The sequence below is a fragment of the Nocardia grenadensis NBRC 108939 genome (assembly GCF_001613445.1).
Taxonomy (GTDB): domain Bacteria; phylum Actinomycetota; class Actinomycetes; order Mycobacteriales; family Mycobacteriaceae; genus Nocardia; species Nocardia grenadensis.
In genome coordinates this window covers 202,362-228,642 of record NZ_BDCJ01000012.1, presented here as the reverse complement: position 1 = coordinate 228,642, position 26,281 = coordinate 202,362, and the positions used below count along the sequence as shown (strand labels likewise).

25 protein-coding genes and 1 pseudogene are annotated in these 26,281 nt (G+C 68.6%); 14 read left to right on the top strand and 12 right to left on the bottom strand.

Going from position 1 to position 26,281, the window contains the following annotated elements:
• Positions 1–29: 29 nt before the first annotated feature.
• Both NGR01S_RS15365 and NGR01S_RS15360 read right to left on the bottom strand, forming a co-directional pair.
• Positions 30–2,084, bottom strand: coding sequence for a thioredoxin domain-containing protein (locus NGR01S_RS15365; protein ID WP_245664609.1), 2,055 nt, complete (start codon positions 2,082–2,084; stop codon positions 30–32).
• Between the two features lie 354 nt (positions 2,085–2,438).
• The gene (locus tag NGR01S_RS15360) at positions 2,439–3,629 is read right to left on the bottom strand and encodes an NAD(P)/FAD-dependent oxidoreductase (RefSeq protein WP_063037241.1); all 1,191 of its coding nucleotides are present in this window, start codon (positions 3,627–3,629) and stop codon (positions 2,439–2,441) included.
• Positions 3,630–3,780: 151 nt separating this feature from the next.
• On the opposite strand from NGR01S_RS15360, the gene NGR01S_RS15355 reads away from it, so the two are divergent.
• Positions 3,781–4,179, top strand: a complete 399-nt coding sequence (locus NGR01S_RS15355) for an NUDIX hydrolase (RefSeq protein WP_063037239.1) — start codon at positions 3,781–3,783, stop codon at positions 4,177–4,179.
• A gap of 119 nt (positions 4,180–4,298) precedes the next feature.
• Here the strand turns inward: NGR01S_RS15355 and NGR01S_RS15350 are convergent, their stop codons facing one another.
• Complete coding sequence (locus NGR01S_RS15350; RefSeq protein WP_063037237.1) at positions 4,299–4,601, bottom strand: hypothetical protein; 303 nt, start codon at positions 4,599–4,601, stop codon at positions 4,299–4,301.
• Positions 4,601–5,467 carry a mycothiol conjugate amidase Mca gene (gene mca / locus NGR01S_RS15345; protein WP_063037235.1) on the bottom strand — a complete coding sequence of 289 codons (867 nt, stop codon included), beginning with the start codon at positions 5,465–5,467 and terminating at the stop codon, positions 4,601–4,603. Before mca ends, NGR01S_RS15350 begins: the two co-directional genes overlap by 1 nt.
• Positions 5,468–5,588: 121 nt before the next feature.
• Between mca and NGR01S_RS15340 the strand changes: the two genes are divergently transcribed.
• Together NGR01S_RS15340 and greA are read left to right on the top strand one after the other, a co-directional pair.
• The gene (locus NGR01S_RS15340) at positions 5,589–6,092 is read left to right on the top strand and encodes a DUF4307 domain-containing protein (RefSeq protein ID WP_063037233.1); all 504 of its coding nucleotides are present in this window, start codon (positions 5,589–5,591) and stop codon (positions 6,090–6,092) included.
• 337 nt (positions 6,093–6,429) lie between these two features.
• Positions 6,430–6,924, top strand: coding sequence for a transcription elongation factor GreA (gene greA, locus NGR01S_RS15335; RefSeq protein WP_039826568.1), 495 nt, complete (start codon positions 6,430–6,432; stop codon positions 6,922–6,924).
• A gap of 138 nt (positions 6,925–7,062) precedes the next feature.
• On the opposite strand, the gene NGR01S_RS15330 is transcribed toward greA, so the two are convergent.
• Positions 7,063–8,205 (bottom strand): cystathionine gamma-synthase, encoded by a 1,143-nt coding sequence (locus NGR01S_RS15330; protein WP_063037230.1) that lies wholly within the window; start codon positions 8,203–8,205, stop codon positions 7,063–7,065.
• A gap of 117 nt (positions 8,206–8,322) precedes the next feature.
• On the opposite strand from NGR01S_RS15330, the gene NGR01S_RS15325 reads away from it, so the two are divergent.
• The gene (locus NGR01S_RS15325; RefSeq protein ID WP_063037228.1) at positions 8,323–9,498 is read left to right on the top strand and encodes an acyl-CoA dehydrogenase family protein; all 1,176 of its coding nucleotides are present in this window, start codon (positions 8,323–8,325) and stop codon (positions 9,496–9,498) included.
• A 178-nt stretch (positions 9,499–9,676) separates the two neighbouring features.
• Complete coding sequence (locus NGR01S_RS15320) at positions 9,677–10,015, top strand: DUF6401 family natural product biosynthesis protein (RefSeq protein ID WP_063037226.1); 339 nt, start codon at positions 9,677–9,679, stop codon at positions 10,013–10,015.
• Positions 10,016–10,076: 61 nt separating this feature from the next.
• Here NGR01S_RS15320 and NGR01S_RS15315 read toward each other — a convergent pair whose 3' ends face one another.
• Positions 10,077–11,102, bottom strand: coding sequence for a mechanosensitive ion channel family protein (locus NGR01S_RS15315; protein WP_245664608.1), 1,026 nt, complete (start codon positions 11,100–11,102; stop codon positions 10,077–10,079).
• A gap of 160 nt (positions 11,103–11,262) precedes the next feature.
• Entirely contained in the window at positions 11,263–12,654 is a 1,392-nt protein-coding gene (locus tag NGR01S_RS15310) for a cystathionine beta-synthase (protein WP_063037222.1), read from the bottom strand.
• Between the two features lie 102 nt (positions 12,655–12,756).
• Between NGR01S_RS15310 and NGR01S_RS15305 the strand changes: the two genes are divergently transcribed.
• The 3 genes and pseudogenes from NGR01S_RS15305 to NGR01S_RS15295 all read left to right on the top strand — a co-directional run bounded on the left by NGR01S_RS15305 (position 12,757) and on the right by NGR01S_RS15295 (position 15,071).
• Positions 12,757–13,218 carry a hypothetical protein gene (locus NGR01S_RS15305; RefSeq protein WP_063037220.1) on the top strand — a complete coding sequence of 154 codons (462 nt, stop codon included), beginning with the start codon at positions 12,757–12,759 and terminating at the stop codon, positions 13,216–13,218.
• A 69-nt stretch (positions 13,219–13,287) separates the two neighbouring features.
• Positions 13,288–13,692, top strand: a pseudogene (locus NGR01S_RS15300) (SGNH/GDSL hydrolase family protein); the annotation flags it as partial.
• Positions 13,693–13,853: 161 nt separating this feature from the next.
• On the top strand, positions 13,854–15,071 hold the full coding sequence (locus NGR01S_RS15295) for an acetyl-CoA C-acetyltransferase (RefSeq protein WP_063037218.1): 1,218 nt from the start codon (positions 13,854–13,856) through the stop codon (positions 15,069–15,071).
• A gap of 114 nt (positions 15,072–15,185) precedes the next feature.
• On the opposite strand, the gene NGR01S_RS15290 is transcribed toward NGR01S_RS15295, so the two are convergent.
• Positions 15,186–15,638, bottom strand: coding sequence for a hypothetical protein (locus NGR01S_RS15290; protein WP_157107277.1), 453 nt, complete (start codon positions 15,636–15,638; stop codon positions 15,186–15,188).
• Positions 15,639–15,888: 250 nt separating this feature from the next.
• A complete protein-coding gene (locus NGR01S_RS15285; protein WP_063037537.1) occupies positions 15,889–16,575 on the bottom strand; it encodes a DNA alkylation repair protein in 687 nt (228 codons plus the stop codon).
• Between the two features lie 666 nt (positions 16,576–17,241).
• Between NGR01S_RS15285 and NGR01S_RS15280 the strand changes: the two genes are divergently transcribed.
• Together NGR01S_RS15280 and NGR01S_RS15275 are read left to right on the top strand one after the other, a co-directional pair.
• Positions 17,242–17,928, top strand: a complete 687-nt coding sequence (locus tag NGR01S_RS15280; protein WP_063037535.1) for a GAP family protein — start codon at positions 17,242–17,244, stop codon at positions 17,926–17,928.
• A gap of 363 nt (positions 17,929–18,291) precedes the next feature.
• The gene (locus NGR01S_RS15275; RefSeq protein ID WP_063037214.1) at positions 18,292–18,915 is read left to right on the top strand and encodes a PAS and ANTAR domain-containing protein; all 624 of its coding nucleotides are present in this window, start codon (positions 18,292–18,294) and stop codon (positions 18,913–18,915) included.
• Positions 18,916–19,029: 114 nt separating this feature from the next.
• Here NGR01S_RS15275 and NGR01S_RS15270 read toward each other — a convergent pair whose 3' ends face one another.
• Positions 19,030–19,884 (bottom strand): Bax inhibitor-1/YccA family protein, encoded by an 855-nt coding sequence (locus tag NGR01S_RS15270; protein ID WP_063037212.1) that lies wholly within the window; start codon positions 19,882–19,884, stop codon positions 19,030–19,032.
• A 344-nt stretch (positions 19,885–20,228) separates the two neighbouring features.
• Between NGR01S_RS15270 and NGR01S_RS15265 the strand changes: the two genes are divergently transcribed.
• Together NGR01S_RS15265 and NGR01S_RS15260 are read left to right on the top strand one after the other, a co-directional pair.
• Complete coding sequence (locus NGR01S_RS15265) at positions 20,229–21,404, top strand: hypothetical protein (protein WP_063037210.1); 1,176 nt, start codon at positions 20,229–20,231, stop codon at positions 21,402–21,404.
• A 66-nt stretch (positions 21,405–21,470) separates the two neighbouring features.
• Positions 21,471–21,980, top strand: a complete 510-nt coding sequence (locus NGR01S_RS15260; RefSeq protein WP_063037208.1) for a MarR family winged helix-turn-helix transcriptional regulator — start codon at positions 21,471–21,473, stop codon at positions 21,978–21,980.
• On the opposite strand, the gene NGR01S_RS15255 is transcribed toward NGR01S_RS15260, so the two are convergent.
• Positions 21,942–23,066 (bottom strand): serine/threonine-protein kinase, encoded by a 1,125-nt coding sequence (locus NGR01S_RS15255; RefSeq protein WP_063037205.1) that lies wholly within the window; start codon positions 23,064–23,066, stop codon positions 21,942–21,944. The genes NGR01S_RS15260 and NGR01S_RS15255 overlap by 39 nt on opposite strands.
• 235 nt (positions 23,067–23,301) lie before the next feature.
• Between NGR01S_RS15255 and imuA' the strand changes: the two genes are divergently transcribed.
• Both imuA' and NGR01S_RS15245 read left to right on the top strand, forming a co-directional pair.
• Positions 23,302–24,093: a DnaE2-dependent mutagenesis accessory factor ImuA' gene (imuA', locus tag NGR01S_RS15250; RefSeq protein WP_084481113.1), complete on the top strand. Its 792-nt coding sequence runs from the start codon at positions 23,302–23,304 to the stop codon at positions 24,091–24,093.
• Positions 24,094–24,133: 40 nt separating this feature from the next.
• Positions 24,134–25,672, top strand: coding sequence for a DNA polymerase Y family protein (locus tag NGR01S_RS15245; protein ID WP_063037204.1), 1,539 nt, complete (start codon positions 24,134–24,136; stop codon positions 25,670–25,672).
• 60 nt (positions 25,673–25,732) lie between these two features.
• On the opposite strand, the gene NGR01S_RS15240 is transcribed toward NGR01S_RS15245, so the two are convergent.
• On the bottom strand, positions 25,733–26,263 hold the full coding sequence (locus NGR01S_RS15240; protein WP_063037202.1) for an Rv2240c family protein: 531 nt from the start codon (positions 26,261–26,263) through the stop codon (positions 25,733–25,735).
• Positions 26,264–26,281: the final 18 nt, after the last annotated feature.

The following is a 26,281-nucleotide window of genomic DNA, read 5'->3' as shown; positions in this document are numbered from 1 at the left end:
CGTCCTCGCCGTCCCGATGCCTGGGTCTCCTACCGCGGGGTGGCGGCCGCGGGCCCGGCCAGGGCGGCGCGCAAGGCGTCCGGTGTCGTCACCGGCAGGTCGCAGACCGAGCCCCGGCACACATAGGCCGCCGCGGTGCCGTCGATCGAGGGCCGGTCGGTGAGCAGTGGGACGGTATCCACATCGGCCCGGACGACGACCGCGCCGCCCGGTGCGTGGGCCCGGGCGACCTCCAGCAGCTCGGCATCACCCATCGGCCGATAGCCGGTGGTGGAGATGGCGACCTGCAACGGGCCCTGGAGCGCGGCCTCGGCCACTGTCAGCCACTGGCCGGCCGAGCGCGGCGCTTTCGCCAGCACCACCGCGCCGCGGGCGAGGGTGTGCTCGGCCAGCTCCCGGTAGCGGGCGGCGCGGTCGGGTTCGACCACGGCGGAGGCGGTCAGCAGGGCTTCGGCCAGGACGGACGCCCCGGCCGGGGTGGCGCCGTCGATGGGGTCGCGGGGACGGGCGATCAGGGATTCGGCGTCGTCCGCCGTGTCGAACCAGCTACCGGGCTCGTCCGGGTCGGCGAAATGCGTGATCGCCGAGTCCAGGATGCGGTGGATATCCGGGAGCCAGCCGGCCGATCCCGAATACTGGTGCAGGGCCAGCAGGGCGGTGGCCAGCCAGGCGTAGTCCTCGAGTACGCCTGGCGCGCTACCGGCGACGCCGCCCAGCGAGGCGCGCAGCACCCGGTCCTGCACCACGTGCAGGTCGAGGAGCACTCGTGCGAGGTCGTAGGCGGCGTCGAACCAGTCGCGCCGGTCGAGTGCGCGGGCGGCTTCGCAGAGCGCGGTGATCGCCATCCCATTCCAGGCGGTCACCGCCTTGTCGTCACGGTCGGGCTGGGGGCGGCGCTGGCGGGCGGCGCGCAGCGCGGTACGGGCGCGTTCGAATCGCTCGCCGTCCTCCGGATCGGCGCGACGGGTGAGCACCGAACAGCCCTGCTCGAAATTTCCGGCGGTGGTGACCCCGAAGACCTCCGCGGCCCAGGCACCGTCGACGGGCCCCAGTTCGCCGACCAGCTCGGCGGGGTTCCAGACATAGGTCGCGCCCTCGACACCGGGTTTGCCCGCTTCGACGTGGGTGTCGGCGTCCAGCGCCGAGGCCAGACCGTGCGCGGTGGACAGATCGTCCAGCAGGAACTGCGCGATCTCTTCGGTGATCCGGCGCGGCAGCGGATCCGCGGGACTCCGGCGCGCCAGATGCGCGTAGAACCTCAGCAGCTGCGCGTTGTCGTAGAGCATCTTCTCGAAATGCGGGATCACCCAGGCCGCGTCCACCGAATAGCGGGCGAAACCGCCGCGCAGCTGGTCGTAGATACCGCCGCGGGCCATGGCTTCCGCGGTACGGTCCACCACGGCCCGGACCGCCGGGTCGCCGGTGCGTTCCCAACTGCGCAGCAGGCCCTCCAGCAGTGCGGCGGGCGGGAACTTCGGCGCGCCGCCGAAGCCGCCGTGCGCCTCGTCGAAATCGCGGAGCACCGCGGCCACGGCGTGGTCGAGCAGTTCGGCGGTGACGGTGAGCTCGGATTTCGGGATCCCGCCCGCCTGCTCGCGCAGGGCCGCGGCTACCTGCTCGGACGCCGTGTCGACATCGGCGCGGCGATTACGCCAGGTATCGGTGATCGCGGTGAGCAACTGGGTGAACGACGGCATACCGCCGCGCGGCGCCTTCGGGTAGTAGGTGCCGCAGTAGAACGGCTCCCCCGCCGGGGTGAGGAAACAGGTCATCGGCCAGCCGCCCTGACCGGTCATCGCGACCGTGGCGTTCATGTACACCGCGTCCAGATCCGGGCGTTCCTCCCGGTCCACCTTGATACACACGAACTCGGCGTTCATCTGCGCGGCGGTAGTCTCGTCCGCGAACGATTCGTAGGCCATCACATGACACCAGTGGCAGGACGCGTACCCGATGGACAGCAGGATCGGCACGTCACGCGCGACTGCCTCCGCCAGAGCCTCGGCATCCCACTGCCGCCAGTCGACTGGATTGTCCGCATGCTGACGCAGATAAGGTGATGTCGCACCAGCCAATTGGTTCACGATGCCAGCCTCCCAAATCCGGTGCGCGCACCACACGAGCTACCCGGTCCGCACGACCGGCCATATGTCTCGGCCCGAACAGCACAACCGCCGATCGGCTCTCACCGCCAGACTAGTGGCCCGCGCGCGAGGGCCGGTGGCCCGCGACAGGTACGCATCGCCGGGCCGAAGAGCTCGCCATGCGCTTCCCCGGTGGGGCCGCGGTGAACATCGCGACGCAGGCGCCGGGTAGCGAGTGACGTCGGGCAGCGGTTACCCGCTCGATGAGCGATACGGGTGCAACAGTGTCCGCGAATGCCGTTGCACCCGTACCGAGCCACTGCGTCCGGACCGCCAATGGCGATTCGGACGTCGCTACGCGACCGGTGCCCCCGTGTTGTCGCGCCGGGCCCGCAGCAGCTGGGGCCGATGTTTGCCGTCTTTGAACCAGTGATGCGAGCCGGGTTTGCGCGCTTCGGTGGCCAGATGTTTGATACCTGCCTCGCAGGCGAATTCCTTGAGCTTCTTGCCCGCGAACCCGCTGAAGTACAACCGCGTGGCGGTCTCATCCTTGTGGCCGAGCTGGTAGATCCCGGCGTCCCGGCCGAAGCTGAGGCACATGGCCGGGAACGCCAGGTCGATCGGGGTGGGCTGTTCACCCGCGATGCGACGCAGCAATGTGTCAGCGGCGTGCGCTCCCAAGCAGTACGCGGTGTAGGCGCTCATCCGGAACGGCAGGTCCGACGGCGCCGACGAATCACCCGCCGCGACAATACGCGCGTCGTCGACACTGGTCAGCGTTTCGTCGGTGAGCAGTCGCCCGGCGGCATCGGTGCGCAACCCGCTCCGAGCGGCCAGGTCGGGGACGTCGAAGCCGGCTGTCCAGATCGTGACCGCACTCGCCGGCGTTCGGCCGTCGCCGAGTTCGACGGCGTCCCGGGCCACCGCCGTGACCGCCGCATCGGATCCTTCGATGACTGTCGCTCCCAGCCCGGCGAAATACTTCCGAGCCGTGCGCCGGGCCTTCGGATGCAGGTACGGGCCGAGTGCCCCGCCACAGATCAGGGTGATGTTCCGGCCCTGCTCGGCCAGTTCCGCGGCGGTTTCGATACCGGTCGGGCCGCCTCCGATCACTGTTACCGGCGCGGTCATGGCGGTATCGAAGAGCACCGTCCGTAGCCGCTGCGCCGCCTCCAGTGTCGCCACCGGGTAGGCGAACTCGGCGGCGCCCGGCACCCGGTGCCCGGCGGTACCGCTGCCCACCGCGTAGATCAGGTAATCGTAGGCGATCGTGTCGCCCTCGCCCGTTGTCACCTTACGACCGGCCGCATCGATCCGTGTGACGCTGTCGACCACCAGCCGGACGCGCTCGGCCAGGACGTCCTTGTAGTCGACGACCGCATCGTGGGTCCCGCCCACCAGTTGGTGCAGGCGCAGCCGCGGGACGAAGACCGAGCGCGGATTGATCACGGTCACCGTCACGTCATCACGCTGCGTCAAACGGTTGGCTGCCATCACGCCGGCGTATCCGCCGCCGACCACGACCACATCGGTGTTCTTGCTCATGGGGGTCTCCTTCGTCCGAGGGGCTCGTGAACTAGACAAAGGAGAGCCGGGATTCCTGACGCCGAGTGATGCAGATCACTCGGCGTGAGTCCGGAGGCGGGCCCACCGCCCTGCCGGGCCCCGCGCCCACGCGGACTTCTACGGTGGAGCCGTGATCAGAACCGCCGCCCTGGCCCATATTCGCGACCGTCGCCTGATCCAGACCCGTTCGACCGGGAAGACCGTCTTCTACATGGCCGGCGGCAAGATCGATTCGGGGGAGAGCCCGCTACAGGCGCTGCACCGGGAGGTCCGCGAGGAACTCGGCGTCGGCGTCACCGAGGTGAACGAACTCGGCGTCTTCGAGGCCGACGCCTTTGGGCACACCGCCGGGACCCGGCTGCACATGACCTGTTTCCTCGCCGAGGTAACCGCCGAACCCAGCCCGCTCGGCGAGATCGCCGAATTCCGCTACTTCACCGGCGCCGAGTACGCGGCCATGCCCGAGGTGGCGCCCGGTTCGCTACTTGTCTTCGAGCATCTGCACCGGCTGGACCTGATCGACTGGTAGCCGCACGACCACCCGGTCGCGGTCACCGGCGCGACATCGAGCCACCACGGATCGCCCCTGGTGGTACCCGGGCGGGCACGGCTCCTACTGTTGCGCCGACCACTCACGGTCGCCTTACGTCACACCGGACGGTCGCGGTCCTCGGCGCCACCGTTCGGGGCCGATTCGGCCCGCCGCGGCACCCCGGGTTCGGTGCCCTCGTCGGCTGCCTGGTCCGGTTCCGGATGTTCGGGTTCGAAGGTCTCCGGCAGGTTCTTCAGATGTTTGTTCATCGACCGGACCAGCAGGAACGTACCCGCCAGCAGGATCAGCACGATCGCCAGCCCGAGCGGGGACGCCTTACCGAATTCCGGGCCGGTCGGCGTACCGGGCGTCTGCGCGAGCAGCGCGGTCGCCGTCACCGGGAAAGCCGCGGCCCACATCAGCGGTACTCGGCGGTGATTCCGGCGAACAGGTCGGTCTCCGGGATATCGGTGCTGACCCGAGTACGCGCCAGTTCGAACTCCTCGGTCGGCCACAGCCGCTGCTGCATCTCCAGCGGAATAGCGAAGAACGCGCCGTTCGGATCGACCTGGGTGGCGTGGGCGCGCAACGCGTCGTCGCGGCGCGGGAAGTACTTACCGCATTCGACCTGGGTGGTGACCCGGGCCATGATGTCGCCGCGTTCCACCGCGTATTTGCGGGACCGGTCCAGCCATTCCTGCAGCGGGAACGGTTCGCCCAGCTTCTCGTATTCCTCGGCGAACACTTCCATTCGCCGGATCGTGAATCCGTGGTCGTAGTACAGCTTCAGCGGGGTCCACGGTTCGCCCGCGTCGGGGAACCGCTCCGGATCACCGGCGGCCTCGAACGCGGCGACCGATACCTCGTGGCATCGGATATGGTCCGGGTGCGGGTAGCCACCCATCTCGTCGTAAGTGGTCATGACGTGCGGTTTGAACTCGCGGACCACCCGGACCAACGCCTCGGTGGCCTCTTCGAGCGGGACCAGCGCGAAGGAACCCTCCGGCACGGGCGGCAGCGGGTCGCCCTCGGGCAGCCCCGAGTCGATGAAACCGAGCCAGGTCTGCCGGACACCCAGTGCGGCGGCCGCGGCCGCCATCTCCTCGCGCCGGATCTCGTCCATTCGCTCCAGCACCCCGGGTGTGTCCATGGCCGGATTGAGGATGCTGCCGCGTTCCCCGCCGGTCATGGTCACGACGAGGACATCATGTCCCTCGTCGGCGTAGCGTGCGGTGGTCGCACCGCCTTTGCTGGATTCGTCGTCGGGGTGGGCGTGCACCGCCATGAGGCGAAGGCCACTCACTTCTCGTTCACCGTCGCTCTCGGTCGCGGGTGTTCGGACTTCGTTACCTATAGTTCCATCTGGACCGATTCTGTTCCGACCTACCCCCCGGGAGCACGAAATCATGACCGATCCCACGCCGGAACCCGGCCGCCCGGACTCCCCCGCCGCGGCTGCGGCGGCTTCGCCGGATGCCGCCGATTCCGCGCGGGACCGCAATGCCGACCGGTACGGCCGGCGCACCGCGCGGCCGAAGCGCCGCCTGATCGGCGTGGTGCTCACGGCCGTGATGCTGCTCGCCGGAATCGGGGTCGCCTATCTGGGCTGGACGAAATTCGGCCCGAAGGACATCGAATCCGAGGAACTCGGCTACACCGTGCTCGACGATTCGTCGGTTCAGGTGCAGATCCGGCTCACCCGGGACGACCCGTCGAAACCGGTGGTGTGCCTGGTGCGGGCCATGTCCCGCGACCTCACCGAGGTGGGCCGGCGCGAGGTGCTGGTCCAGCCGACGGCAGGCGATAAGACGGTGCGGGTGTCCACGGTGGTGGAGGCCTCCGAACGGCCGGCGTCCGCGGCGATCTACACCTGCACCGACAAGGTGCCGGGCTACTTGAGAACCGAGTGAGTGCGGGTTAGAAACCGGAGCACGTGGGTATCGCCTGGGTGCCGTAGGTAGGCCGAGCAAAGATGACCCGCTGGTAAAAAGTCGTCCGACCTGCATCTTTGTGACTCATGCTAAAATGGCGTCACACACGGTTCCGGGGCACGGAGCCGTGTTTGCTGCATTGGCGGCCAGCGCGGTCGATACCGGGGAGGGTCCCGGAGGTCGGACTGTCGGGGTTCTTCGAACTTCCCGCAGATCGCGATAGCCGTCTGCTGAAGCATGTCTGCCTGCGGGTGGGCCGTGCCGCAGTGATCAGGAATCCCGGCCTGCCGGGGACAACTACTAGGGAGTGATCGAGATGACTGAGACCCAAGTGACCTGGCTGACCCCGGAGTCGCACGACAGGCTCAAGAGCGAACTCGACGCGCTCATCGCCAATCGTCCGGTCATCGCCGCCGAGATCAACGAGCGCCGCGAAGAAGGCGACCTCAAGGAGAACGGCGGCTACCACGCGGCGCGCGAGGAACAGGGCCAGCAGGAGGCTCGGATCCGGCAGCTGCAGGAACTGCTGAACAATGCCAAGGTCGGCGTGGCGCCCACCAAGTCCGGTGTCGCGCTGCCCGGGTCCGTGGTGAAGGTCTACTACGACGGTGACGAGTCCGATACCGAGACCTTCCTCATCGCGACCCGCGAAGAGGGCCTGGGCAACCCCGACCTGGAGACCTACTCGCCCAGTTCCCCGCTCGGCGGGGCGCTGATCGACGCGAAGGTCGGCGAGACCCGCGAATACACCCTGCCCAACGGCAACCTCATGAAGGTGACGCTGGTCAGCGCCGAGCCCTACCACAGCTGAGACCACCGGTCCGGTCGCGGCGCACTCCGCCGATACCGGACCGTATGACGACGCGAGCGGCCGCATCCGTTTTCCCGGATACGGCCGCTCGTTCATGTCCTGCCTGTCTCCCGAATTCTCGGTGGTGCCCCGGCGGGGTCAGCTCAGGGCTTGCTCGAGGTCGGCCAGCAGATCGCTGATGTCCTCGATGCCCACTGACAGCCTTACCAGATCACCGGGCACTTCCAAAAGCGACCCTGCTGTAGAGGCATGGGTCATGGCCGCGGGATGTTCGATCAGCGACTCGATTCCGCCCAGTGATTCGGCGAGTGTGAACACTTTCGTCCGCGAGCACAGATCGCGGGCGGCGTCGGGGCCACCGGCCAGCCGCACCGAGATCATTCCGCCGAACCGCCGCATCTGCTTGTCGGCGACGGCGTGGCCGGGGTGGTCGGGCAGCCCCGGGTAGATCACATGGCTGATCGCGGGATTCCGGGACAGGAACTCGGCCAGGGTCTCGGCGTTGTCGCAGTGCCGGTCCATCCGCAGGGCGAGCGTTTTGGTGCCGCGCATCGTGAGGTAGGCGTCGAAGGGGCCGGGTACCGCGCCGGCGCCGTTCTGCAGGAAGGCGAAGGCCGAGTCGAGCTGGGCGTCGTCGGTGATGAGCGCGCCACCGATGACATCGGAGTGCCCGCCGAGGTACTTCGTCGTCGAATGCACCACGACATCGGCACCGAGCAGCAGCGGCTGCTGTAGGTACGGAGTGGCGAAGGTGTTGTCGACGACCAGTTTGGCGCCCGAGGTATGCGCGATATCGGCCAGCGCCGGGATATCGCCGATATTGAGCAGCGGGTTGGTGGGCGATTCCACCCAGATGAGTTTCGTGTTCGGGCGTATCGCGGCGCGCATCGCGTCGATATCGGTGACCGCGGCCGGGGAATGCTCGATGCCCCATTCGGTGAACACCTTGTCGATCAGCCGGAAGGTGCCGCCGTAGGCGTCGTCGGGAATGACGATATGGTCGCCCGGCCGCAACATCGCGCGCAGCGCACAGTCGGTGGCGGCCATCCCCGAGGCGAATGCCCGGCCGTAGCGGCCGACTTCGAGGGACGCCAGATTGGCCTCCAGCACCGTCCGGGTGGGGTTGCCGGTGCGGGCGTATTCATAGCCGTCCCGCAGTCCACCCACCCCGTCCTGGGCGAAGGTGGAACTGGCATAGATGGGCACATTGACCGCACCGGTCCGGGGGTCGGGATCGTAACCGGCGTGCACAGCCCTGGTGGTGAATCCCAGTTCGCTCATACCACCACCCTAGAGGTCGGACGCGCCGTGACCGCACGCCGGGCGGCCTTCCTGTGAGCAGGCTCGCGCCTGGTCCGAGACGTCCGCGCGCCGGCCGCCGACGATTACCCTGAGACCATGCTGACCGTCGCCGAACTGTTCGCCACAGATTCACTGCTGACCGGGGAGGAACGGGAGATCCGGGATACCGTCGCGGCCTTCACCGACCGGCATATCCGGCCGCATATCGCGGAGTGGTTCGAGGCCGGGGAATTCCCGGTGCGCGATATCGCGCCAGAACTCGGGAAACTGGGCGTACTCGGGATGCATCTGGAGGGTTACGGCTGCGCCGGCCTGCCGGCCACCGCGTACGGGCTGGCCTGCCAGGAATTGGAGGCCGCCGACTCCGGACTCCGGTCGCTGGTGTCGGTCCAGGGATCGCTGGCGATGACGGCCCTGCACAAATACGGTTCCGAGGAGCAGAAGCAGCAGTGGCTACCGGATATGGCGGCCGGACACACGATCGGCTGCTTCGGTCTCACCGAACCGGATTTCGGCTCCGACCCGGGCGGAATGCGCACGCGGGCCCGCCGCGACGGCGGCGACTGGGTGCTCGACGGATCGAAGATGTGGATCACCAACGGGTCGGTGGCCGATATCGCCGTGGTGTGGGCTCAGGTCGACACGGGTGGGAAGAATGTCGTGCACGGATTCCTGGTGCCCGCGGGTACGCCCGGGTTCACGGCCCGGGAAATGCGGGGGAAGCTCTCCCTACGTGCCTCGGTCACGGCCGAACTCGATTTCGACGAGGTGCGGCTGCCGGCCGATGCGGTACTGCCGGGCGCGTCCGGCCTGTCGGGCCCGCTGTCCTGCCTCGGTGAGGCACGATTCGGCATCATCTTCGGCGCACTGGGTGCCGCGCGCGACTGTTTGAATGCGACCGTCGAATACTCGCGCACCCGGGAGGTTTTCGCGAAACAGCTGGCCGCCTATCAACTCACTCAGGCGAAATTGGCGGATATGGCACTGGAATTGGGCAAGGGCCAGCTACTGGCACTGCACCTGGGCCGGCTGAAAGATCGCGGCGAACTGACCCCGGAGCAGGTGAGCGCGGGCAAATTGAACAGCACCCGCGAGGCGCTCGCGATCGCCCGTGAGTGCCGCACCATCTTGGGCGCCAACGGCATCACCCTGGACTATCCGGTGTTGCGGCACGCGAACAACCTCGAATCGGTCCTCACCTACGAGGGCACCGCGGAGGTCCACCAGCTGGTGCTCGGCAAGGCGCTCACCGACGCATCGGCTTTCCGCTGACCTCACGAGTGGTCGGGTACCACGTGCCATTTCGCGCGCAGCCATATTCCGCGATCGACACCGAACCGGCCGGACGACCGATCCGGCGCCGAGACCGAGTCGCAGCAGGGCTACCACCTGCATAAATGCGCGATATATCACAATTCGATAAATGACGGCGAGTTGTTACCATCGGGTTATGTTCGCCCTGGGTCCCCGAGTGTTCGAGATCTCCGCCCGCCGCTATCTGGAGGGTATCCACCGGACCCACGGGGCGCCGGCTTTCGCGGCGGCCGCCGCGCTACCGGGACTGTCCGCGCAACTGGATCAGCACGCCGCCGCCGTCCGCGACATTCTGGACCTCGGGATCGATACGGCCGGGCAGGTCTCCCCGATCGTCCTGGTGGTCGGCTACATGCGCGGACTGCTGGAGGACCGGACCACGCCGCTCACCGAACCCGCCGACTGGGCTACCGCCGAATGGGTGCACCTGCGGCTGGCCGGAGCCTGCCTGCAGGCCGGACACTCGGCCGGATGAACGGCTTCCGCCGTGCACCGGAGCTCCGGTGCACGGCGGAAGAGAGCCGGAAAAGCGGCGCTCAGCGCAGGTGGCGCGGTTCGCCACCGCCGTAGGGCGACCGACCACCCTCGTCGTACCCGCCATAGGGCTGCTGACCGCCGCCTCCGTAAGCCCCTTGGCCGCCGCCGCCGTAAGGTGCCTGGCCGCCGCGGTAGGGATTGCCGTACTGCCGGTACTCGCCGCCGGACATCCGCTGCCCGTAGCCGGGCTCGTCCGGTTCCTGCCGGACACCGCCACCGTGCGCGGGCTGCGGTTCGTCCCACTGCTCCGGGTCGCGTCCGGCGGTCGTGGTTCCGCGACCCGCCTGCTGGGCACCCATCCGCTCCCGCTCCCGCGAAGCGTCCTCCCGGCCACGCTGATAGGCCTCGGCGTGACCGCGCACGGACGGCATCTCCTCTTCGAGCCCGCTCAGCCAGCCCTCCCAGCGCTGTTGCATCGGCCGCACCAGACCACCGCCGACACCGACGACGAGGATGCCGCCCAGGGTGGCGAGAACCGCGATCAGCACCGGTGTGGTGACCGTGGTGGCCACCCCGATCTGGTTCAGGGCGGCGACGATACCGATACCCCAGACGAACACCGCCGCGATCCGGCCGATCATCGGCCCGTAACTCAACCCGCCCAGCGCGTTGCGCACCAGATCGCTCACCGCGTGCGCGATGGCGCCCGCGACCACCACGATCAGAATGGCCACCGCCGCGCGGGGCAGCCAGGCGACGATCCCGTTGATCAGGTTGCTGACCGGGTTGGGTCCGAAGACCCCGAAACCCATCTGCAGGGCGATCAGCAGAATAGCGTAGAAGGCCAGCCTCCCGAGGAGATCCGAGGCGTCGTACTTACTCCGCGCCAGCATCCGCTGGATTCCGCCCCGCTCGACGAGCCGATCGAAACCGACCCGCTCGAGCACTTTGTCGACGATCTTCTCGACCACCTTGGCGATGATCCAGCCGACGACCAGGATGACCAGGAAGCCGATGAGCTTGGGTACGAATGTCGCGATCGAACTCCACGCGTCAGAGAAACCCTGCTGGAAATCGATTGCCAAACTTGAGGTTTGCACAAGCCCTTCCCTTCGCTCTCCGATCGGACGCGGCGTTTGCCACGAACGGCACTACGCCACGTTATACCCCGGTAGAGCAGGTTGAACCTGTGATTGCGGAATAATTGCCAACGCGTCACGCGATTGCCAGCGCGTCACGCGATCGCTAATGCACCACACGATCGGTGCTGACGAAGCCGAGTAGATCGTGGCGGGTGATCACGCCGACCGGTTTGCCGTCCTCGACCACCATCAGCGCATCGGTATCCGAGAGCGCCTTGGTGGCCGCGGAGATCGGCTCACCCGACCCGATCAACGGGAACGACGGACTCATGTGCTGGGCCACCGAATCGGTGAGGTTCGCACGACCGGTGAACACCGCCGAGAGCAGATCCCGTTCGGACACGCTGCCGGCCACCTCGCCGGCCATCACCGGCGGTTCCGCGCCGACGACCGGCATCTGCGACACGCCGTACTCCCGCAGGATCTCGATGGCGTCGCGCAGGGTTTCCGAGGGATGGGTGTGCACCAGATCCGGCAGTTCGCCGGACTTACCGCGCAGCACATCGCCGACCAGCGTTTCCGCGGTCGACCCGTCGAGCGGGGTGCGCAGGAACCCGTAGGAGCTCATCCAACGGTCGTTGAAGATCTTGGAAAGGTAGCCGCGCCCGCCGTCCGGGAGCAGCACCACCACGACTGCGTCCGGGTCGCGCCGGGCCACCTCGAGCGCCGCCACCACGGCCATCCCGCACGAACCACCGACCAGCAGCCCCTCCTCCCGGGCCAGGCGCCGGGTCATATCGAAGGAATCCGCGTCGGAGACGGCGATGATCTCGTCCGGGATCGCCGGGTCGTAGGCCGAGGGCCAGAAATCCTCGCCGACCCCCTCGACCAGATACGGACGCCCGGTACCGCCGGAATACACCGAACCCTCCGGATCGGCGCCGATGACCTTCACCTTGCCGCCCGATACTTCCTTGAGGTAGCGGCCGACACCGGTGATGGTGCCGCCGGTGCCGACACCGGCGACGAAATGGGTGACCGTGCCCTCGGTATCGCGCCAGATCTCCGGCCCGGTGGTCTCGTAATGGCTGTCCGGGCCGCCGGGATTGGAGTACTGGTTCGGTTTCCAGGCGCCCTCGATCTCCTCGACCAGGCGGTCGGAGACGCTGTAGTAGCTGTCGGGGTGCTCCGGCGGCACGGCGGTCGGGCAGACCACCACTTCGGCACCGTAGGCACGCAGCACATTGCGCTTGTCCTCGCTGACCTTGTCCGGGCAGACGAAGACACAGTGGTAGCCGCGCTGCTGGGCCACCAGCGCCAGGCCGACGCCGGTATTGCCCGAAGTCGGTTCGACGATGGTCCCGCCGGGACGCAGCTGCCCGGACTTCTCCGCAGCCTCGATCATCTTCACCGCGATCCGGTCCTTGGAGCTGCCACCCGGGTTCAGGTACTCGATCTTGGCGGCCACCAGCCCGGCACCCGAGGGCACCACCGAGTTCAACCGGACCAGCGGGGTGTTGCCGATGAGGTCCACGACATGATCCGCAATGCGCATACCCCCATCGTTGCAGAGACGTTGCCGGGGGGCTCCGTGTGGTCCGCCACCCACCGCGTAAATCCGACGGCGTAGCCATCGAGGCTCTAGGATCTGGGAGCTATGAGGCTGCCGAAGCTCGCACGTGCCACCGTGCTCCTGGCCGGGTCCGCCTTCGCGCTGGCGGCCGCGTCCGGGGCCACGGCAGGTGCCGCCATCATCGCGTTTCCCGACGTCCCGACGCTGACCTACGGCGGACTGTGCGGGACGAGCATCCGCACCTGGGCCGATACGAGCCCCCAGTGGCCGGGCCGCGCGGTACTGAACGTCCGGGCCAACCCGGTCGCCGGCATCGGGCCGGGCGCGTACCCGCTGGCGCCACTGTGTGAGGTACTGACCACGGTGACCTGGCGCAACCTCGACACCGGGGCCACCGGCACCTACGTCAACAATGTGGTGACCGGCATCTACGGCAGCATCCAGTACTCGCTGTTCCAGGACACCGGCCCCGGCCGGGTGGAGGTCGTGGTGACCACGAACCACGCGAGCATCCCGGCCTACGGCAGTTTCGTCGTCCCGGCCTGAATACCGCGCGCGACCGGTCCCGGTGCGCACGGTCGCACGAGATCATTCCCGCTCGTAAAATCCCGGCATATGAGCGAAACTCGGGTCGCATGGCGGACGGCCGCGGTGGCCGGCGCCGCCACGGTTCTGGTCGGCTCCGGGGCGGGTACCGCGTCCTGGGCGGCCTACCGGCTGCTCACCACCCAGGCGGGCACGGCACGCGGCATGATCGGCCGCGACGCCTCCAAACCCCCGGAGGCCGACGGCATCTACTCACCGCTGGGGTACGAGCGCTGGCGCGCAGGTGAGCACGCCGACCTGCACCTGATGATCTTCGGCGACTCCACCGCCGCCGGTCTGGGCTGCCACAGCGCCGCCGAGGTGCCCGGGGTCCGCATCGCGCACGGACTGGCCGATGCCACCGGGCAGCGCATCCGGTTGAGCACCAAGGCGATCTCCGGCGCCACCTCCAAGGGGTTGGCCGGGCAGGTGGACGGCGCGGCCCGGAGCTGCCCGAGTTGATGAGAGCGCTCGCTGAACGGGATACGGCCGCGGCGGATATTTCCTAGTAGCCGGGCGCGACGTAGATTCGAGGGGATCGTACCCGCGAGTAGTGTCCGGCCCGGCCGTGCACACTCCCCGACAAAGGAGTCCTCATGCCAGAGGCCGTCATCGTTTCCGTTGCTCGATCCCCCATCGGCCGGGCCAACAAGGGGTCGCTGGTGAGCATGCGGCCCGACGACCTGGCCGCGCAGATGGTGCGCGCCGCGCTGGACAAGGTCCCCGCCCTGTCGCCTGCCGATATCGACGATCTGATGCTCGGCTGCGGCCAGCCCGCCGGCGAATCCGGGTTCAATATGGCCAAGGTCGTCGCCACCCAGCTGGGCTACGACTACATGCCCGGTACCACGGTGAACCGCTACTGTTCCTCCTCGCTGCAGACCACCCGGATGGCGTTCCACGCCATCAAGGCCGGCGAGGGCCACGCGTTCATCTCCGCCGGTGTGGAAACCGTGTCCCGGTTCCCGAAGGGCACCGCCGACGGCTGGCCCGACACCCATAACCCGCAGTTCGGCACCGCCGAGGAACGTACCGCCACCGCCGCGCAGGGCGGGGTGAGCTGGCGTGACCCGCGCGAGGACGACAATATCCCCGATATCTACATCGCCATGGGCCAGACCGCGGAGAACGTCGCCTCGTTCACCGGGATCTCCCGGGAAGACCAGGACCACTGGGGTGTGCGGTCGCAGAACCGGGCCGAAGAGGCCATCAAGTCCGGTTTCTTCGAACGCGAGATCACCCCGGTGACCCTGCCCGACGGCAGCGTCGTCTCCACCGACGACGGCCCCCGCGCCGGCACCACCTACGAGAAGATCTCTCAGCTCGAGCCGGTCTTCCGCCCGGACGGCACGGTCACCGCAGGTAACGCCTGCCCGCTCAACGACGGCGCCGCCGCCCTGGTCGTCATGAGCGACACCAAGGCAAAGGAACTGGGCCTGACCCCGCTGGCCCGGATCGTGTCCACCGGTGTCTCCGGCCTCTCCCCCGAGATCATGGGCCTGGGCCCGATCGAAGCGGTACGCAAGGCGCTGAAGCTGGCCGACAAGACCATCGGAGATATCGATCTCTACGAGATCAACGAGGCGTTCGCGGTGCAGGTCCTCGGGTCGGCCCGGGAACTGGGTATGGACCTGGACAAACTGAACGTCTCCGGCGGCGCCATCGCGCTGGGCCACCCGTTCGGTATGACCGGGGCCCGCATCACCGCCACCCTCATCAACAACCTCCAGACCCACGACAAGCAATTCGGTCTGGAGACCATGTGTGTCGGCGGCGGCCAGGGCATGGCGATGATCATCGAACGCCTGAGCTGATTGCCTCCGGGGCGAGGGCGCGGAATCGTACGGTCCAGGCTCCGTCTCGCAAGTGCCGGCAACCGGGGATCGCCGCTGTGCGGCGATCCCCGGAATCTGCCACTCTCATACTGTCTAGCTCACGGTGTACTCGGCGCTGCAATCACCGTTGGTGTAGTTCTGATCCGATCCATGATTGCTGGCATGAAGAGTAAAGGCGATACGTCCGGGCTCGGTCTGCACACCGGGGATCGACAGCACATTGTCGGGACCTTGGACCCGGGCGATCACCTCACCATGCCCGCTTCGGCCGGTGTCGAGGTTGGCCCAGATCACCCAGAACTTCTGCTCGTAGTCCACGTCGGATTGGGCATCGGTGAGCATGGTGAGGTCGACCGCGCCCGGTCCGGCCGCCGCGGCGAAGGTCGCGCTGGAGGCCGTGACACCGAAATCGTCCGGAGTCGGATAGGTGATCTTGCACAGTGCATCGCCCGGATCGCCCGGATCAGCAGATACAGCGGGGGCCCCGCCGGCAGCCAGGAACACGGCGGCGAGGCCGAGCACGGTCGAGAAAGTTCGTGTTGTCACAGTCCGTCCTTCGTATGCGTTCCAGAGAGCAATAGCCGAACTCCGCACCGGGTAGGTCGGCGAATCCCGTTTCCCAGTGGGGTATAGGCCGGTGCGTCGGCGCGTGTACGTGGCGCGGAAGAACTGTATCCACTCGATCCGGCACGCAATCCCCACATCTGGTGAGCCACCGGGCCCGCCGGCCAGGAGCCCGGCCCGTCACACCGGGTACGCGGCCAGGCGTTCGGCGGGGACGAGGAACTCGGTCGCGCTACTTCTCGCCCCGCCGACGAACCATCTCGGTGATCCAAACGGGTGCGAACGGGGAGGTGCAGCCCGGGGCCGTCGGGTAGTCCTCGAGCACCTTCAGCCGCTCACCGATCTCGATCGCCCGGGCGCGGTATTCGGGGTGCTCGATCCCGATCCGGGCCAGGCAGGTGTTCATCGCCCATTGCAGAGGCTCCGGAGCGTCTTTCATCCTCGCTTCGATGATGTCGAGCAGTCCGGGCAGGTCGAGACCGGCGGGCTTCTTGACCACCCGGTCGGCGGTCAATTCCCACCCGGCACCGGCCACCTCGGGGTCGGGATCGTCGAACCAGGTCACGCGGAGTTCTTCGGCGTGCGGGTTCTTCTTCACCACATAGTTCACGAGCCAGTCGTGCACTTTGGGGGTCCGCGCGTCCCGCAGCATGGCGTCCAACTCGTCGCGTGCGAAGGCTTTCGGGCGGCAGATCAGCAGCGCCAGCAGGCGCGCCGAGGTGTCACCGGACTCCCACAGTTCGCGCGCGAGGTCCTGCTGGGTTTTCAGCCGTTTCGCGACCGCACGCAACCGGGTGAGGTTCACGTCGTGATCATCGCCGTGCTTCTCGTTCACCACGCGGATCTTCGGGTCCGCGAGGTCGGCCAGCTCGGCCAGCACCTCGGCCACGGTCGTCTCGGTCGGCTTCGTCGGGGCCACCTCGGTCTCCTGCCTGTCGGGTGCGGGATACAAGAAGCCTAGGGCCGGACGAGCCCGGTCCCTCGTCTTACGGCTCAGGGTCGCCATACCGAACTCCACGTGCGGCGACCGGCCGAGGCGACGACACCGAACTCGTCGGAAAGCAGTTCGGTCGGGCGGCCGCATAAAGGTAAGAACCCGTCGACTGTTCGAGGGGTAGGCCGTTGCTTGACTCGGGCCGCTGGGAGGAGGCGATCGCGCTGGCCCGCGCCGCCGTCGAGCTATGCCCGGCAGATGCTGCACACGCTGATGGCGATCCCACCGTCGGGTATTCGCGCAGACGTGAAGGATCTGTGCGAACGGGTTGGGGTTGCCCCGGCCGCGTGAGAACGACCGGCGCCGGCATCCGCGTGGATGGTGGATGAATTCGGTGCACCGGCGGCGGCGAACGTCCCAGGTTATCTCGGATTCGAGAACACATACCCTTCCCGCGATCCGGGCCGATCGACAACCATTGGGCCCAGACGGTTTTCCTCGCCCGGGAGTTACCGGACGCCGCCACCTGCACAGACCTCACGCCCGGCGAATCCTGAGTGGGTTCCGGAACCATCGTCGGCCCTGACCGCCGTCCCCGCGCGATCTCGGGACTCCGCGCCTCCGATGTGGTGCCGTATGTTCGGTCGGGATATGACCACTCTTCTGCTGGCGATGGCGGGGCTGGCGTTCCTGGACTCTCTCGACGTGTTGCTGATCGGAGTAACCACCGCCGTCATCATCGACAGCCGGCTCGCCCGGCGCTCCCCACTACCGGGTGGACTGGCCTTCCTCGGCGGTGTGTTCGTTCTCACCACCACCTTCGGTCTGGCCACGGTCCTGGGACTGAACTGGCTCACCGAACTCCTCGACTTCCGGCTCACCCCCACCCTGCGCTTCTGGGGTGAACTCGCCGCCGGCACTGTGCTGCTCGCCCTGGCCTGTGTGCGCACCACCGGCACAGCCGACCCGCCGGCGTGGACGGTCACGCTGCGCCGGCGTCCGGCAATGCTCGCGCTGGCCGGGATGGCGATCGGTTTCGCCCAGGCCCCGACCGCCATTCCCTATCTGACCGCGCTGGCGATGCTGTCCTCGCACCGGCCGCCCCCCTCGGGCTGGCCGGTCATCGTGCTTGTCTACTGCGCCCTGGCCCTGCTTCCACCCCTGCTGGTGCTCGCGCTGGCATTGCGGCGCACGCCGCGGGCCCAGCGGATCTACCGGTGGGTGGTACGTGTGCTGGCCCGATTCGGCCCCGTCACCGTCCGGGTCCTGTTCGCCGCGCTCGGCGCCGCACTGATCGTCTACGCCCTCGTGTACGCCAGGGCGGAACTGCCGCACTGAGTTCGGCGCATCGCGCGGGCGTACGCCGATCACGAGGTCCCGCAGGGATACGACCGCTCCGGGATGGTGCCGCCGGATCCGCGCGATCGCCGCTTCGCCCTTGCGCCGGTTGCGGACGGGCGTGACGACCTCGGCTCCGGCAACGGCGGCCAGCGGATCGTCCCGGGCCGGCTCCGGTCGAGTCACCGCCGGGAACGGGCGCGTGCGCAGTATCCATCGGCAGCTCGGTTTCGTGTTCAGTACAGAAACCGCAGCAGGCGGATGTTGTCGGCGGACAGCTCGTGGATCGTGTTCTCATCCCGCGCAGGGATACAGGAGAATGAGCGGGTGAGGAAGGAAAGTGTTTCACAGGGCCCGGGTCCGATGGTTCCGGTGCCGCGGCGCACGGGCAGCTTCCGGTTCTGGCTGGCCGAACAGCGCTGGGAGTGGTCCGACGAGGTCGCGGCCCTCCACGGCTACGCTCCCGGCGAGGTCGAACCGACCACTGAGTTGCTGCTGGCGCACAAACACCCCGAGGACCGCGGTGAGGTCGCCGACACATTGGCGACGGTGGTGAGCACGGGTGCGCCGTTCAGCAGCCGCCACCGACTCATCGATACCGCCGACCAGGTGCACCACGTACTGGTCGTCGGGGATCAGATGCTCGACGACACCGGCGCGGTGATCGGCACCACCGGCTACTACATCGATATCACCGACACCCTCGGCGAAGAGCGCCAGGACGCCCTCGATGCCGCGATACCCGGGATGGTCGCGGCACGGGAGCTGATCGAGCAGGCCAAGGGCGCCGTCATGGTGATCTACGGAATTTCGGCCGAACAGGCCTTCCGGGTGCTGATCTGGCGGTCGCAGGAGACCAACACGAAACTCCGCGATCTGGCCGCCGAACTGGTCGCCGCGGTGGGCGAGTTCGGCGGCGCCGAAACCCCCACCCGCACCCGCTTCGACCATCTCCTGCTCACCATCCACGAACGGCCCGGGCCCTGACCACGGAGAATTCTCGCCGGGGTCCGGCACCGGAACACCATCCGATCGGCGCCCGGACGCGAAAACGGCCCCCACCGAGGAGGTGGGAGCCGTTTCACTCGGTCGCGGTCGCTACTAATCGCTCTGGAAGTAGCTCAGCAGGCGCAGGATCTCCACGTACAGCCAGACCAGGGTGACGGTGAGGCCCAGAGCCACACCCCAGGCGGCCTTCGGCGGGGCTTGGGCGCGGATGAGCTGATCGGCGGCATCGAAGTCCAGCAGGAAGCTGAACGCCGCGATGGCGATGACCACCAGGCTGAAGATGATGGCGATGGGACCGCCGTCACGCAGGCCGAAGCCGCCGTCGGTGAAGAAGCTCGCGATCAGGTTGCCGACCACCAGGACCAGGATGCCGATCATGGCGCCGATCAGCATGCGGGTGAAACGCGGGGTGACCCGGATGGCGCCGGTCTTGTAGACGACGAGCATGCCGGCGAACACACCGAAGGTGCCCAGGATGGCCTGGCCGATCATGCCCGCGCCGCCCGCACCACCGAAGCTGATATCGGTGAACATGAACGACAGGGCGCCGACGAAGACGCCTTCGGCGACCGCGTAGGAGAGCACCAGCGCCGGGTTGTCGGCCTTGTTGCCGAAGGTGGCGACCAGCACCAGAACCAGGCCGATGATGCCACCACCGATGACGAACAGCGGCGCGAGGCCGTTGTTGGCGCTGGTCAGCAGGTAGGTGACCAGCGCGGACAGCGCGAGAACACCCAGCGTGATACCGGTCTTGGTGACCACGTCGTCGATGGTCAGCGCCCGGGTCGGCGCCTGCGGGTAGGGCTGCTGATACTGCTGCGGGTACTGCTGCTGGTTGCCGTACTGGTAGCCCAGCTGTCCCGCGCCGGCGGCAGCCGAGCCGAAGCTCGCGTAGCCGGTTTCCTGCCGCGGCAAATTCTTGAATACCGGATTGCTTGTGGCGCGCACCGCAAATCCCTTTCTCGGAGTTCGTTGGCCATACCGGAGCACGACCGTCGGCTCGAGCTGTTACTCGATATCCAACTGTCCGTCCAACGACTACGACCCCCGGTGGAGTTCCCGGGCGAGACGACAAGACAGACAAACCGGACCTTACCGCCGGTCGGGCCCGGATGGACCATGGACCGGAATACCGGCCGACGGCTCGATGCCGCGCGCGACCTCGCCCGATCCCGATACGGGCCGCTCACAGGGTGTCGAATCCAATTACGCAAGGGCCTTGCCTATAATCGGTGGCGCCGTGTCGGCGGCACACATCACTCGATATCGGCAGAACAGGGAAACGAGACGATATGTTCACCAGGGCTCTCCTACATCGGTACACCGCCCGGGCACTTGCGCTGACCGTGGCCGCCGGCTGCGCCACCGCGTTCCCCACCCCGGCCCCTTCCGCCACCGCAGCACCACCGGAGATAACCTGCGGGTGGAGCCCGCGGATCGGCGCGGACACATTCAACGTCGCCTACCCGGATACCTTCGCCAATTACTGGATGATGTTCGTGCCCGCGGCCCCCGGAACGAGCGTCACCTTGCGCGGCGAGTTCCCGCACGCGCGGTACATGTCGTTCGTCTCGTATTCGTCCGGATCGGCCACGGGCGTACTGACCGATACGGCGATCACTCCGGACCCCGGTTCGGTGAACCCCTTCCGCACCGGCGCCGACCGGCAGCGCGAAGGTCGCTCCTACACGATCCGGGTGGTCGTCGGTGACCGGCCGGAGAATCCCGAACCCAATACCCTCTACGCCCAGGCCACCGACGGCGTGGTTCCGGTGATCTTCCGGGTGTACCGGCCCGATGCCGGGCGCGACTCGATGGGCGGAACCGGACTACCGCGGATCACGGTACGTACGACCGGCGGCGGTGCCGTCGAACTCGCCGACTGCGCGGCGAGCACCAGCGACTCCGACCCGCACGGCATCTTCCCCAAGGATCGCCCACGGCCGGGCCGCGGGCAGGCCACGCCGCTGCCACACGCACCGCGATGGGCCGGACGTGAAGGCGGTGGACTGTTCCCCAACCCCGACAACAGATACCTCGCCACCCTGCTCGATTCCGGCCGTACCGCAGTGGTCCGCGGTCGGCTGCCCGAAACCCCCGATACCTTCCCCGGCGCCGCGCGGATGGCGCCCGGTCAGCTGCGATACTGGTCGATGTGCAGCGGCGACGGCCCGTCGACCAGCACGCTGAGCTGTCTGGTCGACGATGAGATTCCGGTCGACGAGAACGGTGAGTTCACCATCGTGGTATCCGCTCCGGAACATCGGCCGGACCCGAGTTGCGGTGTCGCCTGGCTACCCGCGAATTCCGGCGAGACGCTGCTGATCATGCGGAACATGCTGCCCGCCGCGGACTTTTCCGGTTCGGTTCAGAGCGCCGACCCGCAAGACCCGGAACCGGTGCTCGGCCCCTACTATCCGAAGCTCACCTACCAGGCGGATACCGGCGAGACGACCGGGCCCTGCTGATCCGTCCCCCACCGGGGCCACCGGTGGCGGGATCGACGGACAACCGGCTCGGCGAGAATCGTCACCATGACCGAGTCCCCCGCCGCGGCGTCGTCGTCGGCCGTACTGCTGTACCGGCTGGCCCGTGCCACCAGTGTCCGATTGGCCACAGCGTTCGCCGCCGCGGGGATGCCCGATCTCCATCCGCGACACGCTCTGCAGTTCTTTCCCCCGCTGCTCGCGGGCGGGCACCGGGTTTCGGAACTTGCGCCGCGGATCGGGGTCACCAGGCAGGCCACCGCGCAGGTCGTGGGCACGCTGGAACGTGGCGGCTATCTCGTTCGCGTCGCGGACCCCACCGACCGGCGGGCCAAACTGGTCCGCCTCACCGACCGGGGCCGGGCGGCGTCGGCTGTACTGCGCGACAGCATGGGCTCGGTGGAGCGGGATTGGACGCGGGCCCTGGGGCCCGAGCGCGCGGGCGATTTCCGGGAAATTCTGACACTGCTGCTCGGCGAATCCGGTAGCGGCGGATCGGGCCGGCCGCGTAACGGCGCGCTACATCACCATAACGAGGATCACGATGATGATGAGTAGCCCGATCAGCAGCCCGATGGTGACGGCCACGGTCGGGGGGATCTGCCGCGGAGCGGGCCGCGGGACGGAAGCCGCGACGGCGGCGGGACGGGGCGGCTGCGGCTGCGCGCGCCGCGGCAGGGGGCCGGAGCGGGGGCTGCGGAGGCCGGCGGCGGAGTTGCGGGCCGCCCAGGCGGGGATGGTGCCGTCCTCGGTCCGCACCGGGGCGCCGAGGATATTGCTCGCGGCGCCGGGACCGAATGCGGCGGCGAGAATCTCATCGCGCGCCTCGGCCATGGTCGGACGGCGCTGCGGGGCCGGTTCCATCATGTGCAGCAGCGCCCGGGTGAGCACGCCGCTGCGACTCGGCGGAATGATCTGCGCCATGGCGGCGCGCTCCACGATGGCGCCGGTGTCGTCGTCCATGCCGAACGGCGGCTGCCCCTCGATGGCGGTGTAGAGGGTGGCACCGAGGGAGAACACATCGCTGGCCGCGGTGGGCCGGGCGCCGCGCGCTACCTCCGGCGGCAGATAGGCGGGCGTACCGGTGATCATTCCGTCCGGTTCGTCGGCGGCTTCGGTGATATTGCGGGAGATACCGAAATCGCTCAGCTTCGCCATCCCGACCCCGGGGCCCCGATCGGCGACAAGGATATTGCCCGGTTTGATATCGCGGTGCACGATCCCGACATGGTGCGCGGCGGCCAGCGCGTCGGCGACCTGGGCGCCGATCTGGGCCACCTCGATCACCGGAAGGGCGTTGACCAGGGCGAGCGCGCGGGCCACACTGCGCGAGGGCAGATGCTCCATCACCAGCCAGGGCTCACCGGCCTCGATCACCACGTCGTAGACGGCGATGGCGTGCTCATGGGACAGCTTCGCCGCGACCCGGCCCTCGTGCACGATCTGATCGCGGACCCGCCGGGCCTGGGCCTCGTCCATACCGGCGGTGGACAGCACCTGCTTGATGGCGACCTCGCGGTCCAGCAGCCGGTCGCGAGCCTCCCAGACGGCCCCCATACCGCCACCGCCCAGCTTGGACTGCAGGCGGTATCGGCCGGCCACCAGATAGTCGGGGCCGACGATGGGACGGGGGCGATCGATCATGGGTGTGAGACTAGCCGAATTCGGTGGTAGCTGGCCGGATTCGGAGCCGGAGCGCGCCACACGTGACTTCGTTCACCACCACGTCCCGCCACTGCGCCGGAGGTACTTCCGGGGGCGGGTTTCAGCCGATAGTCTGTCGAATGTATGTTCGAACCAGGAGTTAGCTGGATCGGTGCCGGCCACTTCGGTGCGACCGGCCGTTCGTCCGGCGTCCGTCGCGGAAGTGGGTGAAAGTATGACGGCACGGCCACCGAAAGCGAGCGGCGCCCAATTGCGGCAACTGGCCCGGTTGCGGCGCGCCCGGGCGGCGAGCGGCGGTTGCGTACCCGGACCCCCGGCCGCGCCACGCGGCGAGAACGGCCTGCCCGCACCGGTGGCACCGGCGACGGGCCTGCGGCGGGAGATCCTGCCCGTACCTCCGGCCCTGGCACCCCTGCTACCCGAAGGCGGCCTGGTCAAGGGCAGTGTCGTGGCCTACACCGGCGCCGGATCGTTACTGGCCGGATTGCTCGCCGCCGTCACCGGACGGGGCGGGCACGCGGCCACCGTCGGGCTGCCCGGGCTCGGTCTGCTCGCCGCCGCGGAAATGGGGGCCCGGCTGGATCGGATCGCGGTGGTCGCCGATGCCGGCCGGGACCCGGCGGAGGTGGCGGCGGTGTTGCTCGACGGTATGGAACTGGTGGTGCTCGGCCTCGGCGACGCCGCGGTTCCCCCGGCCCGCGCCCGGGTGCTCACCGCGAAAGCCCGCGGAAAGAACGCCACCCTGATCGTCACCGGCGGCTCCTGGCCGGCTCCGGACCTGAACCTGGAAGCGAAGGTATCCGGCTACACCGGGCTCGGGACGGGCAGCGGGCGTATCCGTTCCATCAGCCTCGACGTCGAAGCCCGCGCCAAAGGCGGTGTACCGCACCGCGGCCGGTTGGCCGCCCGCCCACTCGCCGGCCGGGTGGAGTGGATCGCGCCGGCCGTCGCGGAAGCCGGCGAGGGCAGCGCACCGGAACGGCAGGAGCGGTCGGTTGCCTCCTGACCGGTCCGCACCGGGCACCGCCCGCGGCGGCCCCCGGGTCATGGCGGTGTGGTGCCCGGACTGGCCGGCGGTCGCGGCGGCGGCGAGCGCGGGGTTACCGCCGGAACAACCGGTGGCGGTACTCCACGCGAACCGGGTGGTCACCTGCTCGGCCACCGCCCGCGAGGCGGGGGTGCGCCGCGGTATGCGCAAACGTGAAGCCCAGGGCCGCTGCCCGGAACTCGTCGTGGCGCAACAGGACCCGGACCGTGATGCCCGGCTGTTCGAACCGGTCGCCGCGACCGTGGACACCCTCGCCTCCGGCGTGGAAGTGCTGCGGCCCGGTCTGCTCGCCCTGTCCGCCCGCGGCGTCGTCCGCTATTTCGGTTCCGCCGAGGCCGCGACCCGCCGGGTACTCACCGCGCTGGCCACCGCCGGCGTGGAGGCACGGGTGGGCATCGCCGACGAACTATCCACCGCGATCATCGCTGCCCGGCACGGGACCCTCGTGGCCCCCGGGGGCGACGCCCGGTTCCTGGCCCCGCTGCCTATCGCGGAGCTGGTGGCCGAACCGGGTCCCGCGGCCGCGGAACGGGCCGCGCTCATAGATCTGCTGCACCGCCTGGGCCTGCGCCGGATCGGGGATTTCGCCGAGCTGACACCGGCCCAGGTGACCTCCCGGTTCGGTACGGACGCGATCCTCGCGCACCGCACCGCCCGCGCCCTACCGGAACGCCCGCCGGCGCCGCGCCGGCCCGCACCGGATCTGGAGGTCCGGCTCCCCTGCGATCCGCCCATCGACCGGGTCGACCGGGCCGCCTTCGCCGGCCGGCTGCTGGCCACCCGCCTCACCGCGGCGCTGTCGGCCGCCGCACTGGCCTGCACCCGGCTCGAGATCCGCGCCGAAACCGAAACAGGCGAGAACCTGTCCCGGGTCTGGCGCTGCGCCGAACCGCTGACCGCCGACGGCGTCGCCGACCGGGTGCGCTGGCAGTTGGACGGCTGGCTGACCCGGCCCCCGAACGGCCGCCCCACCGGCCCGGTCATCCTGTTGCATCTGGTGCCCGTGGAGGTGGTGCCGGCCGGCGCCCTGCAGCTGGGGCTGTGGGGCGATACCGGATCGGGCGACGAACGCGCACTGCGCGCCCTGGTCCGCGTCCAGGGCCTGCTCGGTGGCGACGCGGTGCAGGTGGGTGTGCTCAGCGGCGGACGCGGCCCGGCCGAACGCGTCACCATGGTCGCGTTCGGTGACGAACGCGCCCCGCATACCGATCCGGCACCGCCCTGGCCGGGCCGTATCCCCGAACCCGCCCCCGCCGTGATCATGCTCGACCGTCCGCCGGTCACCCTGGAATCCGCCGACGGCGCACCGGTGCGGATCACCGAGCGCGGGGCTTTCAGTGGACCACCGGCGCGGCTGCGTTGGGGACGAGCCGGCTGGCGGCTCACCGCCTGGGCCGGCCCCTGGCTGCTGGACGAACTGTGGTGGTCGCCCGGATCGGCACCCAGCGCCCGCGCGCAGGTCGAACTACCCGGTCCGCACAGTCTGTTGCTCTTCGCCGAGAACGACCGGTGGTATGTGGAAGGGCTCTACGATTGACTTCCTCCCGGCCCTGAAGGACGCGGCTTCCACGCTACGGAGATTCGGTGACCGCCGCGCTCAGTACCCGCCGCAGGCGTCGAACGCCGCGTCCTTGTCCGCGTTGAACGTATCGATCTGCCCGTTCACCTCGTCGACCGAGGCATTGCGTTCCAGCAGGTCGGCCAGTGATTTCAGATTGTCGCGGTAGGTGCGCATCGGAGTGGAGACATCGCCCGGCACATCCGGGTTCAGGTTCTGATCGATCTTGTTGGCGGTATCGCGCAGCGCGGTGATCGCGGCCCGCTTCTTGGGTTCGAGATCTGGCGCCTTGGCGTCACTGGCGTCGATATAAGCGTTGAACGCGTCGACCGCGGGATTGTTGTTGTCGCGCAGCGCCTCGCACACATCGGTGGCGGCGGCCGCCGCCGCGGCGGCGCGCGACGAGGAGGCCGCGGCCGACGACGATCTGACTTCGGAGGTGTACAGCTGCAACTCGGACTGGTTCACCTGGGCGGTACCGGTCACCGTATTCGAGCAGGCAGCGATGAAACCACCCGCGATGAGCGCGGTCACAGCGGTGGCGAGACCGGCTCGTTCGAGTCGTCGCATAGGTGTTGCACTCCCCTC